Raw genomic sequence first — 12,946 nt, forward strand, 5'->3', positions numbered from 1 at the left:
CTTCGCACATGCGGCGAAAAAACGGGCTGAACAATCCCCTTATTGTTCAGCCGTCCGCTTTACTTCGACAAAACACGGGTAATCTTTTCAATCGCCCAATCCAAATCCTCATTTGAAATAACAAGAGGAGGCGCAAAGCGAATCACCGTTTCATGCGTTTCTTTGCAGAGCAGGCCTTCTTCTTTCAAACGCTCGCAATACGGACGCGCCGCCTCGGTCAGCTCAACCCCGATGAACAGCCCTCTGCCGCGCACTTCTTTGATTTTTGGATTATCGATTTGCGAGAGCTTCTCTTTAAAATATTCCCCGAGCTCCAGCGACCGTTCAGCGAGCCGCTCATCTTCCAACACTTCAAGGGCGGCGATCGATACGGCGCATGCAAGCGGGTTCCCTCCGAAAGTCGACCCGTGTGAGCCGGGATTAAACACGCCAAGCACATCCCTGTTTGCAGCAATACACGATATTGGGAACACGCCGCCTCCGAGCGCTTTTCCTAAAATGTACATGTCCGGTGTGACATCCTCCCAATCAGAGGCGAACATTTTGCCTGTTCGTGCAAGCCCTGACTGTATTTCGTCAGCGATAAACAAGACATTGCGTTCTTTACAGACTTCTGCAGCCTGTTTCAAAAAGCCTTCCGGCGGAATGACAATACCCGCTTCACCCTGAATCGGCTCAATTAAGAAAGCGGCCGTATTCGGTGTGATCGCCTGTTTCAGCGCCTCCAGATCCCCGTATGGAATCAGCTTGATGCCAGGAAGCATCGGCCCGAAACCACGTTTATACTCTTCTTCTGATGAAAGCGACACAGCCAGCATCGTCCGGCCGTGAAAATTGCCTACACATGCGATAATTTCAGCCTTATTGTCCGGAACGCCTTTTACATCATAAGCCCAGCGCCGGGCTGCTTTAATCGCGGACTCAACCGCTTCCGCTCCGGTGTTCATCGGCAGAACCATATCTTTCCCCGTTAATGAAGCGACCTTTTCATAGAAAGGACCAAGCTGGTCATTGTGAAAAGCTCTCGACGTCAATGTGATTTTGTCGGCCTGATCTTTTAACGCCTGGATGATTTTCGGATGCCTGTGCCCTTGATTCACTGCGGAATAAGCGCTCAGCATATCCATGTATCGGTTGCCTTCCGGATCTTTCACCCACGCGCCTTCCGCTTCAGAAATCACGATCGGCAGAGGATGATAGTTATTCGCGCCAAAATGTGCGGTTTGCTTCATAATTTTCTCGGACTTTGATAGAACCGTCATTCTGATTCCTCCTTCTTATTTTTGGACATACATGCCAGATGTCGTATTTTGTTTCACACTATTTTATATGCAAGGATCGTGCCAATCCTTAAAACCGCAAATTTTCAGAACATTGCATGTATAATTCGCAAAAAATTTTGCGGTCTTTATTCAAAGGTGCAAAAATAAATGCATATTTTTTTGCACCCTTATCAAATCTTCACTTACAATGGAGAGACAGTTACGAACAAAGGGGGATGTCACTTGCTGAAGAATTATGATTTACTCAAGCTTATTTTTCAAAGAATTATAGATGAAATCGATATCGGCTTGCATGTCGTCGACGAAAACGGCACATCTGTTGTCTATAACAAAAAAATGAGCCAGATTGAAGGGATGGATGTCAACGATGTGCTCGGCAAAAACGTGCTGGACGTGTTTACCTTTGCCAGCCAATATGACAGCACTCTCCTGCAGGCGCTGCATCACGGGAAAACGAACAAAAACGTCAAGCAGACCTACTTCAATAACAAGGGCCAGGAAATTACGACCGTCAATCATACGTTTCCCATTATGGAAAACGGGAATACGAAAGGAGCGGTTGAGATTGCCAAAGATGTCACAAAGCTTGAACGGCTGATCAGAGAAAATATGAACAAAACAGAAAACACAAAGTATACGTTTGACAGTCTGATCGGCGTCAGCCCGGCGTTCAAGGAAGTCATTGAACATGCAAAGCGGGCGACCCGGACCTCTTCCTCCATTCTCATTGTCGGCGACACCGGAACCGGAAAAGAACTGTTCGCCCAAAGTATACATAACGGAAGCCAGCGGTCGACTGGCCCATTCATCTCACAAAACTGCGCAGCCCTCCCGGAAAGCCTCGTTGAAGGCCTTTTATTCGGCACGGCCAAAGGCGCATTCACGGGTGCCGTCGATCGCCCGGGTCTTTTCGAACAAGCAGACGGCGGCACACTTCTCCTTGACGAGATCAATTCTTTGGACTTCAGCTTGCAGGCAAAGCTTTTGCGCGCGATTCAAGAAAAAACGATCAGGCGGATCGGCGCTTCGAAGGATACTCCGATCGATGTCAGGATCATCGCGACGATGAACGAAGATCCAGTCGACGCGGTCAGCGGGCAAAGACTTCGAAAAGATTTGTATTACAGGCTGAGTGTCGTCACCTTGTTCATTCCTCCATTAAAAGATCGAAAGGAAGATATCATGCCGCTCACCCAGCATTTTATCGACAAATACAACGCATTGTTCCAAATGGAGGTCAAAGGTTTTGAAGAAGAAGTGCAGCGGTTTCTGCTTTCATATGATTGGCCGGGAAACGTCAGAGAACTTGAACATTTAATTGAAGGCGCCATGAATTTGATGTCTTACGAAGACAAACTCGAGCTCACGCACCTTCCATTGCAATACAGGACAAAACCAGCGGCAAAAAAGCAGCTGCCGCAGCAGGGCTATGATCTGTTCGCCCCGCTTCCTTCCGTCTCGGCAGCTCCTTTGAAGGAACAAATCGAGAATGCCGAAAAGTATTATATTCAAAAAACCGTTAAAAAATGCAATTACAATGTGTCCCAAGCGGCGCGGGTTCTGGGGATCAGCAGGCAGAGCCTGCAATACAGGCTTAAAAAATGGAAGATCCGTTTTGATCAGGAATCAGAATGATTATCACTAAAAACGAATTTCTTGACTCATACTAAAAAAGGTTTATGCTTTACTTTTGTAAGACCGTTAAGTACAATCATATCAACTAAATCCAATCAGAAAAGTGGGGAATAAAATGAAGAAAGCAATATTCGCTGTATTACTGACGCTGTTGATCACCGTGATGGCCGCATGCGGCGCGTCAGGGGACAATTCCAAGGATAAAAACGCAGCAGGCGACAGCCTCTGGTCTTCAATTAAAGATAAAGGCGTTTTGACCGTCGGTACTGAAGGAACGTACGAACCATTTACATTCCACGATAAAAAAACAGATCAATTAACAGGTTATGATGTCGAAGTGATGCAGGAAGTCGCCAAGCGCCTCAACCTGAAAGCTGAATTTAAAGAAACGCAGTGGGACAGCATGTTTGCCGGCCTCAACTCCAAGCGTTTTGACGTCGTTGCCAACCAAGTCGGGAAAAAAGACCGTGAAAATCAGTATGATTTTTCCGATTCATATACAACTTCCCAAGCCGTCGTTGTCACAAAAGCGGACAACAACGATATAAAAGCTGAAGGGGACGTCAAAGGGAAAAAAGCTGCACAATCTTTGACAAGCAACTATAATGACCTTGCGAAAAACGCCGGCGCTGAAATCGAAGGCGTGGAAGGAATGGCTCAAGCGTTTCAGTTGATTCAGCAGGGCCGTGTCGACCTCACCTTTAACGATAAACTGGCGGTGCTGAACTATTTGAAGACATCAGGAAACAAAAACCTGAAAGTCGCTTTTGAAACAGGCGAGCCGCAAACTACGCATTTTGCTTTCCGCAAAGGAAGCGGCGAGCTGGTTGACAAGGTCAACTCCGCGCTGAAAGACATGAAAGAGGATGGCACACTCGCGAAAATAGCGAAGAAATGGTTTGGCGAAGATGTTTCTAAATAATATACAAGCGGCGGCCATCGGCGCGGCGATCCCCTGGGATCTTGTGCGTGAATCATTTTGGCCGATCTTTTTAAGGGGAATCTATTACTCGATTCCCCTTGCCATTCTCTCTTTTATATTCGGTATGATCATCGCATTGATCACGGCGCTGGCGAGAATGTCCAAATCCCGCATTTTAAGAGCGGTTTTCGGCATTTATGTCTCAGCGATCCGCGGAACGCCGCTGCTCGTTCAGCTATTCATTATTTTTTACTTGTTTCCAGCATTTCAAATCACGATTAACCCGTTTCCGAGCGCGATCATTGCCTTTTCATTAAATGTCGGCGCATATGCTTCGGAAATCATCAGGGCTTCCATCCTTTCCGTTCCGAAAGGGCAGTGGGAAGCGGCTTATTCGATTGGAATGACTCAAAAAACGGCCCTTACCAGGGTCATCCTGCCGCAGGCTGTACGCGTGTCGATTCCGCCATTATCCAATACATTCATCAGCTTGGTTAAAGACACATCGCTTGCGTCACAAATTCTTGTTGCTGAATTATTCCGGAAAGCCCAGGAAATCGGGGCCAGCAATCTAGACCAAATTTTAATCATTTATATGGAAGCCGCATTCATCTATTGGATCATCTGCTTTGTTCTCGCGCTTGTTCAGCAGCAGATTGAACGGCGATTGGACCGGTATGTGGCCAGGTAAGGAGGGAAATAGACAATGCTTGCGATCAAAGGGCTGAATAAATCCTTCGGCGAAAACGAGATCTTAAAAAAAATCGACCTGAACATCGAAAAAGGAAAAGTGATCGCCATCTTAGGGCCTTCCGGTTCCGGCAAGACGACGCTGCTTCGCTGCCTGAACGCTTTGGAAATTCCGAACCGCGGCATTCTTTCTTTTGACGATTTCACCATCGATTTTTCCAAGAAAAATAAACCGGCTGACCTCCTTCGACTGCGGAGAAAGTCGGGAATGGTGTTTCAGGCCTATCACCTGTTCCCGCACCGCACCGTGCTTGAAAATGTGATGGAAGGGCCGGTAAAAGTGCAAAAGCGCAATAAAGAAGAAGTCAAAAAGGAAGCCGTTCAGCTTCTGCAAAAGGTCGGCCTAGAAGACAAAATGGACCTTTATCCATTCCAGCTTTCCGGGGGACAGCAGCAACGCGTCGGGATCGCCCGTGCTCTGGCCATCAAGCCAGAACTGATGCTTTTTGACGAGCCCACATCGGCGCTTGACCCCGAGCTGGTCGGTGAAGTGCTGAAAGTCATGAAAGACCTTGCAAATGAGGGCTGGACGATGGTTGTCGTCACCCACGAAATCAAATTCGCGCAGGATGTCGCAGACGAAGTCGTCTTTATCGACGGCGGCGTCATCGTCGAACAGGGTCCGCCTGAACAAATTTTCTCAGCCCCTAAGGAAGAACGAACAAAACAGTTTTTAAACCGGATTTTGAATCCTGTATAAACAAAACAGCCTGATCTCTCTGGATCAGGCTGTTCTTTTTTATTCTGCGGCCAGTTTAAACTTGGATGCCGCTTGATTCAATTCTTCCGACAAAGCGGAGAGCTGCTGAATGGCCGATGCGATTTCCTGCATGCCGGCGCTTTGCTGCTCCGCTGCTGCCGCGACTTCCTCAGAACCTGCCGCCTGCTCTTCGGTAACGGCGGAAATCTGTTCCATCGCAGCCGAAATGTTTTGATACGATTTTTCGACTTTTAACAAAGACTGAAGCAACTGATCGGTCCGTTCGGCAAATTGAGAGATCCCTTTAAAAATTCCTGAAAAGTTCTCGTAAGTGCCATTGATTAATATTTGCCCTTTGTCAACCGCTGCGTTTCCTTCCTGAATGCGTTCCATGACAAGCCGGCTGCTCTCCTGCGTGCCCGCCACAAGCTGGGAAACGGATAAAGCGGCATCTGCCGAGCGTTCAGAAAGCTTTCTGACTTCTCCCGCTACAACAGCAAAGCCCTGGCCTTCTTCACCGACCCGGGCGGCTTCAATTGAAGCATTGAGCGCCAGCAAATTCGTCTGTTCGGCAATAGAGGAAATCATTCCGATGACTTTTTCAATTTCTTCGGTATGGTTTTGCATCTCTGCTGCTGCTTGTTTGGACTCTTCCATCACGTTTTTAATCGTCTGGGTCTGCCGCAATGTTTCTTCGACAAGCTCCTGTCCGGTCTTGGAATCCTTGCTGACGCCTTCGGCAACATTCTTCATCTCGTTCACTTCTTCTGTGACGTGTGTAAGCTGATGATCGATTTCGGCAGCCGATGTGTGGCAATCCGAAACGGACGAGACCACTTCGTTGATCCCCTCGCTCATGCTGTTCATCGATTCAGCCACCTGGGCCGCGCTTTCGCTCGATTCAGCCGATACATTTTTCAGCTGGAGACTCGTCTTGGATACCTCTTCAGAGGAAGCTGAAATTTGTCCAATCAATTGTTGTAAATTTTCGCTCATCCGCTTGAACGATTCGGCAAGCTTTCCGGCTTCATCACGGCTCTTGACAGAAATGTCGGCCGACAGATCGCCGTCGGCAATTTTTTCTGATGCCTTCATCAGCTGCCTGATCGGCTTCGCGATAAAAGAACCGAGAAAATAGGCCATGGCCATTCCGAGCAGCAAGACAAATGCTGCGATCGCAATTGTATACCACTTCGCTTTTGCAGCCGTCGCCGGAATCACGGAAGCATCAAGATCGATCCCCAAAATTCCCACCTTTTCGCCGGAGCTGTTCTCAAGCGGCTGAAAAATCGACTGGTGAATGCCGTATTCATCCTCATACACGTCGCTTACCGTCTCTTTGTTTGTCGTTAAGGCTTCTTTCATTTCAGGAGAAAAACTGTAATCCGTGCCGAAATCATCGGACGTATCCGACAGCACGAGAATCCGCTCCTTCCCGCCCTCATTGGAAAGGATATAGATATTTTCAAGATTGTTTTTCTTTTTCAGGCTGTCCACAGCCATTTTTGTCTGCTTGTAAAGCGGATTGTCCGCAGAATCGATTTCAAGCGGATTCCCGTCCAGACGTTTGATTTGGTTTTCAGCAAGATGAATATCGGTATAAAGACGGTTTTGGAACTGCTGTCTCAGCTGCTCTGACAAGTCTTTGCTGATATAAGTAAACACAGCTGAAAATGATGCGATCGTGATTAAAAGCACTAAGGCGACGCCAATCATAATTTTGACTGAAATGTGTTCTGTTAGCTTTTTCTTCAACGTTTTCATCGTCTATATCCCCTTTAATTTGTCATGAGAGATCCATGCTCCCGGCAGACTTCCTCAATATTTTCTTTTAAATAATCGATAATTCCCGGGACATGTTCAGGCATGGTATACGGAGAAATGACGAAAAATTTGCTGACGCAAAGCGGTATCTCAGTCCCTTCACAGGATTTCACAAGCAAGTGCTTTTTCGTATCGCCAAAAAACATCTTGTCCCTTTTTGTTCCGAGCTTTTCAAATAGTTTTTCAGTGAGTGCATTGTTTCTTTCCAGCTCTTGAATGGTGCATGCTCCCGAAATTTCGTCTTCAAATCTAGGGGCACCTTCAGGATAAATGCGAAACAGCGTAGACATGCCGAAGTTGTCCGGGTTCACAATATCGGCCTCCGGAATCTGCTGAGAAAGCTGTTCCCTAAAATGCAGGTTGACTTCAAGAAACTGTCCGAGCAGCTTTTGATAGCCTTCATAGCCAAATGCCATCAACGCGCTGTACATACTGATCGAACTGGCCATGCGCGAACATTCCAGCGTGTAGCCCGTATGGTAGTCCCCATAGCCGCGGTGGCCGACATACGGCGTCTCATCAGGATCCAGATCGATCCGTTTTAAGTCATTGCGATCTTTCACAAGAAACAGGCTCGTCACATAAGGCGTCTGTCCGAGCTTCTGAAAATCAAAACAAAGCGAATCGGCTGCGTGCAGATGCCTCATTTTTTCCTGAATCGGCTTGATCATGCTAAGAACACCGGGACTGAAGGATAAAGCGTTCTCATTCAGATCGTACTCATTAAAAAAGGCAAAAAATCCTCCCAGGGCGGAATCGGCGTGGATATGCGGAACCGGCAGCCCGAAGCTTTTCGCCGTTTCTTCAGCCGCACGGCGGACAGCGCTCACATCATCGATGCCGATCGCATCTGTCGTTCCTGTTGTAGCTACGATATAAACGGGAATCCCCCCGGCTTCGCAGACTTGTCTAAGCTTCGCCCGCAAATCTTCCGTATCCATGGAATGGTCGAGATTTGTTTTGACTTTAATTAAATGATCGCTCCCGAGTCCTGCGGCTTCCATTGACTTATACAAGCTGTAATGAGCCGCTTCAGAACAAAACGCGTAGAAATTGCCGGGAACCCCTTCTTTCAGCGATGACGGCGCCATTTTGGCAATCGCGATTCTGAGGCCGCTGTATACCGCACCTTGTCCTCCCCACGTCGTGTAGCCTCCGCTTGTTTCGGCATCATACCCCGCAAGCTTTGACATCATCGCCGTAACTTTCACTTCCGCCTCCGCTCCGGCTGGACCGTACACATCCCACAGGTTGTTCCCATTGACCATGAACGTCGTAAGCATGCCTAATATCCCCGGGATGCTCGCCATCGGCAGAATGTTTGTGAAAAAGTATTTGGTATGATACGGATGGCCGTGCAACAGCTTCAACAGCTCTTCGTTGACCTCTTTCATCGGCGCACCTTCGTGCGGAATCCGGCTCTCTGCGACCAGCTTTTCATAAAAGAAGCCCTCACGGTTCTTCTCGCGGCCAAGGTTGACCTGATCTGGATTTTTCAGCTCGTCCACTCCCTCGATCAGCTGTTCAATCAATGATAGGAATTCATGTCTTTTCGCTTCATTTCCGTCCTCGCTCGGAAACCATTTCTGTACATCCGGTGTATTGCGTTGCTGCATGATTTTCTCTCCTGCCTTGTCTTTAATATTTCGGAAAAAGTTTTCACTTGCCATATCGGTATAATATTCCTATATTTTTAGGCCTTCGCTCAAAAAGTTCATGAAATTGTTTAATCTTTTACATTTTCTTTTAAATAAAAAAACTTCTTAACGATATATTAAGAAGTTTTCGAAACATTTGAGCGCTATTTCCGTACAATAGAATGATAAATTCATATTGGAAAGGATTTCTTTAAAATGAAACAAGAAAATGAGAAAAAAACATTCAGTATGAGAATGCTGCTCAATATGGTCGGCCTATTCGTCTTTACCGGCATGATAGTCAGCGCATATACCCAGGCTTTTTACTTGGATGAACATCTCGAGATCTGCCGCTTTGTATACATGACGGCAAGAGAGTGGAAAGAATTTTTTTGTTTGTGTCCGGGACGGCCATCATCTATTTCGTTTTGGCAAATGTTCTTTCATTCAAGAAAAAACGCTGAAGAAAAACTTAGTGCTTTCGTCTTCTCCATTCCTTCGTTTCCTCTTTAAAGGCAAGATACAGACAGACGATCAAGGCAATGATCAAAGCAATCCAAACGGGCATCGCCAGAAAAGGTGCATAGTTCAATATAAGCAACAGTGCGAGACAGGCTAAAACGGAAAGACAGATCAGCCTTACTAAAAAAATCAACGCCATTCCCCTCCTTTTTTCATAACATCTGCTGTTTTTTCCCTGCAAACTGCTGAACCGCAATGACAGCAAAGAGCCAGCCTACAAGAACGGCCCAAGCGCTCGGTTCGCCCATTGGCTCTGTCGAATAGAACTGGCAGATGATGCTTCCTCGAAAGAAACAAAAGGGTCCAGGACCCTTATCAGACTCTGAATTTCTCCCCTCCACAATGGAAAATGTATCTCTACAGCTATCATACATCATTTTCATCAATTGGAATATAATCATAATTATGTAAATTGAAGAGCCGCATTCCGAAATCCGCATTTATCCGTTCTGAAGAATGTGATACAATGACAATCGATTGTTTTTTTGAAAAGAGGGGAATCCATTGAAGCGGGAACTTGTTTTGCGCTGGCTTTTTTATTTTGTCGGATTGATTGTTTTGTCTTTTGGGGTTTCTCTTACGATTGAAGGGAAAGTGCTCGGCATCGGTCCTTGGGATGCATTTCACTACGGGTTGTATATGCTTTTGGGCCTTACAGTCGGCCAATGGGCGATTATTGTCGGGGCGGTTATCGTAGGTTTAACGTCCTTATTTACAAAAGCATGGCCGAAAATCGGCGCCGTGCTTAATATGCTGTTAATCGGTATTTTTATAGATTTCTTTACTTATATTCTTCCAGACCCGGAAACGTATATTTCAAGCACTGTCGTATTCGTGATCGGCGTCATTTTTATCGGTTACGGAGTCGGCATTTATGTGTCGGCAGATCTTGGTGCGGGTCCGCGCGACTCCCTGATGCTTTTGATTTCCGAGAAAACGGGCTGGAACGTTCAGTGGGTCCGCAACGGAATGGAGCTGACGATTTTACTGATCGGCTGGCTGCTCGGCGGGCCGATCGGCATCGGCACTGTTTTAACCGCCATTTTAACAGGCCTGATTTTGCGGTTTTCTTTGCCTCAGTCCAAACAGCTTTTAAAAACAGCTATGACAGGAAGGCGCATCAGAGCTGCCAAGCCTGTACATATGTCGCTGAAAAAAAACGGATGAGCGTTTCATCCGTTTTTCTCGTTCAGATTATTTCTGTTTTACCACCGGTATCCAAATTTCGGTGATATGGTCTTGCGCCATAATATCCCCGTCCTCAGGATAGGCTTCAAATTGCGGCGCGTTCGCCAGTTCATAGCCCGTCGCCGGAAACCATTCTGAGAAGATCCTTTCCCATGTGGCTTGAACAGCCGGATTGACGGGACCGATGGCCTCAAATACGGCCCAAGTTGCGGCGGGAATCGATTTTTCGACACAGCCGGCAGGCGTATCGGCGGTTGTTTTTTCGACCCCGATGACATAATTGAACGTATCGGCTTGATCGTTAAAATCCATGCAGACGCCAAGGAAGCCGAGCGGGCCGATATCCGGCTTTAAAGAATCGGTAAAGCCGTTGTGATTTAATTCGTTCCAAAAAGCCGGAATGTCCTTTTTGTTTTGATCATCCTTCACCGTAACCCCCAACGCTTTGCCGATCACCTGAAACGGTTCTTTTTCAACAATCTTGTAATTCATATCCTCCACTCCCTTTATTTGAATATGAAAGGATAGACGCGGAAATGCCCTGAGCGTCCTGCCTTTTTCACGGGCCTGTGAAGGGCTGATACCGTGAAGGCGGCTGAATGCCTTTGAAAATGATTCCGGTGTGTTGTAGCCGTATTTAAAAGCAGCATCAACCACTTTTATATGTGAAGCAGCCAGCTCCTGCGCGGCGACTGTCAGCCTTCTTTTCCGAATGTAATCGGCAAGGGTAACACCCGTCAGCATGTAGAACATCCGCTGATAATGAAATTTCGAACAGTATGCGATTTGGGCGATTTCTTCGTGTTTCAGCGGCTGATCCAAATGCTTTTCAATATAATCGATGCTTTCAGCCAAACGATTCAGAATGTCCATTGTTTCCGCTCCTCTCATTTACAACGATACTTCATGCCAATCAGAAATTCCGGTCATTCCGTGCGTTGTTGTGACAGGAGCCGAACAGCCATTTGACGGCTTCCGGAAAACGCTTTGCGAACCTCTCAAGCCGATGTGAGCCTCCTTCATCAATGACAAATTTCAGTTCTTTTTCAGAGGCGGCGCTTTCGGTTAACAGGCTGAAGGCTTTCTTCGTCCTCGGTATCATCTCCTTCTGCAGATTATTCCTGTCTGCTCCTTCCATGCTTCCAACATCCATATAAATGCGCAGATGCTCATTTTCAAAGCGGTTATTCTTCATAAACTCGGTCATTCCTTCAAACCAGAAAGACCCTGACAAAGATCCGATTTTCCCAAATGTCTTAGATGCTAAATACGCCGTGTAAACCGAGATCAATCCGCCGAACGACTTTCCGATGATTCCTGTATGTTCACGGCTTGGATTTGTTCGGTAGCGCCCGTCGATATAGGGCTTGAGCCGATTGGCCAAAAAAGCGGCATATTCGTTGCCCTTCCCGCCGTACGCCCGTTTATTCGGCAGCAAATGCGGTTTGGGAAAAGGCGTGTATTCGCTTTCCCTGTCTTTCGGAGCCACTCCGACCAGCAGCAATTCCGGCACTTCCTGATTCGAAAACAGCTTTTCGATTGAGGGCAAACTGCCGCTGTGTGCCGGATCGAACAAATCGCCCAGATCGTGTACGTATAGGACGGGATAGCGGTTATTACTGCTTCCGTATGAAGGAGGAAGATAGATCAAAAGCTCCCTCCCGAAGTATGTATCTTTTATCAATGTTCCGTCTATCATGTTCATCACTCCATTCTGCACAGGTATCATGCCTATCTTTCCTGCTGCCTGTTTGCTAAAATGAAAGCAGAAAAAATATCATGTGAAGAGGTTGCATTTGATGAAGATTTACGCCGTTTATATGGATCAGCTGCCGGAAGCCGGCCAATTTAACCGAATGATGGCCATGGTGTCTGAAGAAAAGCGCAAAAAAGTGGGCAGATACAGATATCCCGAAGATGCCAGCAGGACGCTGATCGGGGAAGTGCTGGCGAGGCACATCATCAGTGAAACGTTTCATTTACCGAACGATCAGATCCGTTTTACGGAAGGAAGGTACGGCAAACCGGCTGCTGAAGGTCTGAACGACTTTCATTTCAACATTTCCCACTCCGGAAACTGGATCGTGTGCGGAGCTGGCACCAAGCCGATCGGAGTGGATGTCGAAAAAATCAAGCCGATCAATTTCGACATTGCCGAGCGGTTTTTTTCTCCTTCAGAGTACCATGATCTCATGGAAAAGGACGACTCAGAGCGCCTGTCGTATTTCTATCATTTGTGGACGATGAAAGAAAGCTTTATCAAACAGGCGGGAAAAGGCCTGTCTCTGCCGCTTGATTCCTTCTCCGTCAAACTGAACGAACAAGGACGCGCTTCGGTGGAAACTCCCCCATGCTATCCGCCTTGCTATATCCAAGCCTATGAAATTGACCCAGGCTATAAAATGGCGGTGTGTTCCGCCGCACCTGAATTTCCAGACCGCATTGTGATGAAAAGCTGCGCTGAACTGTCAACGCTTTAAAAAGT

At 47.0% G+C, this 12,946-nt stretch carries 12 protein-coding genes; 6 read left to right on the forward strand and 6 right to left on the reverse strand.

The genetic code is table 11. From position 1 onward, the window contains the following. Positions 1-59 precede the first annotated feature (59 nt). Positions 60-1,262: an ornithine--oxo-acid transaminase gene (locus tag M1D90_RS20030; protein WP_020450124.1), complete on the reverse strand. Its 1,203-nt coding sequence runs from the start codon at positions 1,260-1,262 to the stop codon at positions 60-62. Between the two features lie 243 nt (positions 1,263-1,505). On the opposite strand from M1D90_RS20030, the gene M1D90_RS20035 reads away from it, so the two are divergent. The 4 genes from M1D90_RS20035 (at position 1,506) to M1D90_RS20050 (ending at position 5,290) form a co-directional block, all read left to right on the forward strand. Then, positions 1,506-2,918 (forward strand): sigma-54 interaction domain-containing protein, encoded by a 1,413-nt coding sequence (locus M1D90_RS20035; RefSeq protein ID WP_023855659.1) that lies wholly within the window; start codon positions 1,506-1,508, stop codon positions 2,916-2,918. Positions 2,919-3,033: 115 nt separating this feature from the next. Further along, entirely contained in the window at positions 3,034-3,840 is an 807-nt protein-coding gene (gene tcyA / locus M1D90_RS20040) for a cystine ABC transporter substrate-binding lipoprotein TcyA (RefSeq protein WP_020450122.1), read from the forward strand. Then, entirely contained in the window at positions 3,827-4,531 is a 705-nt protein-coding gene (locus M1D90_RS20045; RefSeq protein ID WP_271725736.1) for an amino acid ABC transporter permease, read from the forward strand. Before tcyA ends, M1D90_RS20045 begins: the two co-directional genes overlap by 14 nt. Positions 4,532-4,546: 15 nt before the next feature. Then, on the forward strand, positions 4,547-5,290 hold the full coding sequence (locus M1D90_RS20050) for an amino acid ABC transporter ATP-binding protein (RefSeq protein WP_003178866.1): 744 nt from the start codon (positions 4,547-4,549) through the stop codon (positions 5,288-5,290). A gap of 39 nt (positions 5,291-5,329) precedes the next feature. Here M1D90_RS20050 and M1D90_RS20055 read toward each other — a convergent pair whose 3' ends face one another. The 3 genes from M1D90_RS20055 to M1D90_RS20065 form a co-directional block, all read right to left on the reverse strand. Further along, on the reverse strand, positions 5,330-7,054 hold the full coding sequence (locus tag M1D90_RS20055) for a methyl-accepting chemotaxis protein (protein WP_020450119.1): 1,725 nt from the start codon (positions 7,052-7,054) through the stop codon (positions 5,330-5,332). A 14-nt stretch (positions 7,055-7,068) separates the two neighbouring features. Then, positions 7,069-8,730, reverse strand: coding sequence for a pyridoxal phosphate-dependent decarboxylase family protein (locus M1D90_RS20060; RefSeq protein ID WP_271725737.1), 1,662 nt, complete (start codon positions 8,728-8,730; stop codon positions 7,069-7,071). Positions 8,731-9,223: 493 nt separating this feature from the next. Continuing rightward, entirely contained in the window at positions 9,224-9,412 is a 189-nt protein-coding gene (locus tag M1D90_RS20065) for a hypothetical protein (protein ID WP_020450116.1), read from the reverse strand. Positions 9,413-9,777: 365 nt separating this feature from the next. Here M1D90_RS20065 and M1D90_RS20070 point away from each other — a divergent pair, with 365 nt between their 5' ends. Then, a complete protein-coding gene (locus M1D90_RS20070; protein ID WP_020450114.1) occupies positions 9,778-10,440 on the forward strand; it encodes a YczE/YyaS/YitT family protein in 663 nt (220 codons plus the stop codon). A gap of 27 nt (positions 10,441-10,467) precedes the next feature. On the opposite strand, the gene M1D90_RS20075 is transcribed toward M1D90_RS20070, so the two are convergent. Then, complete coding sequence (locus tag M1D90_RS20075; protein ID WP_271725738.1) at positions 10,468-11,334, reverse strand: AraC family transcriptional regulator; 867 nt, start codon at positions 11,332-11,334, stop codon at positions 10,468-10,470. Between the two features lie 40 nt (positions 11,335-11,374). Further along, on the reverse strand, positions 11,375-12,190 hold the full coding sequence (locus tag M1D90_RS20080) for an alpha/beta hydrolase (RefSeq protein WP_216921965.1): 816 nt from the start codon (positions 12,188-12,190) through the stop codon (positions 11,375-11,377). A 70-nt stretch (positions 12,191-12,260) separates the two neighbouring features. Here M1D90_RS20080 and M1D90_RS20085 point away from each other — a divergent pair, with 70 nt between their 5' ends. Beyond that, a complete protein-coding gene (locus tag M1D90_RS20085) occupies positions 12,261-12,941 on the forward strand; it encodes a 4'-phosphopantetheinyl transferase family protein (protein ID WP_456283528.1) in 681 nt (226 codons plus the stop codon). Positions 12,942-12,946 lie beyond the last annotated feature (5 nt).

The sequence above is a fragment of the Bacillus sp. JZ34 genome, from assembly GCF_053903205.1.

Bases quoted from the DNA above. Each gene is read 5' to 3' on its own strand.
- M1D90_RS20060 (WP_271725737.1), bottom strand. From the start codon at position 8,730: ATGCAGCAACGCAATACACCGGATGTACAGAAATGGTTTCCGAGCGAG.
- M1D90_RS20055 (WP_020450119.1), bottom strand. From the start codon at position 7,054: ATGAAAACGTTGAAGAAAAAGCTAACAGAACACATTTCAGTCAAAATT.
- M1D90_RS20075 (WP_271725738.1), bottom strand. From the start codon at position 11,334: ATGGACATTCTGAATCGTTTGGCTGAAAGCATCGATTATATTGAAAAG.
- M1D90_RS20065 (WP_020450116.1), bottom strand. From the start codon at position 9,412: ATGGCGTTGATTTTTTTAGTAAGGCTGATCTGTCTTTCCGTTTTAGCC.
- M1D90_RS20050 (WP_003178866.1), top strand. From the start codon at position 4,547: ATGCTTGCGATCAAAGGGCTGAATAAATCCTTCGGCGAAAACGAGATC.
- M1D90_RS20030 (WP_020450124.1), bottom strand. From the start codon at position 1,262: ATGACGGTTCTATCAAAGTCCGAGAAAATTATGAAGCAAACCGCACAT.
- tcyA (WP_020450122.1), top strand. From the start codon at position 3,034: ATGAAGAAAGCAATATTCGCTGTATTACTGACGCTGTTGATCACCGTG.
- M1D90_RS20080 (WP_216921965.1), bottom strand. From the start codon at position 12,190: ATGATACCTGTGCAGAATGGAGTGATGAACATGATAGACGGAACATTG.
- M1D90_RS20085 (WP_456283528.1), top strand. From the start codon at position 12,261: ATGAAGATTTACGCCGTTTATATGGATCAGCTGCCGGAAGCCGGCCAA.
- M1D90_RS20045 (WP_271725736.1), top strand. From the start codon at position 3,827: ATGTTTCTAAATAATATACAAGCGGCGGCCATCGGCGCGGCGATCCCC.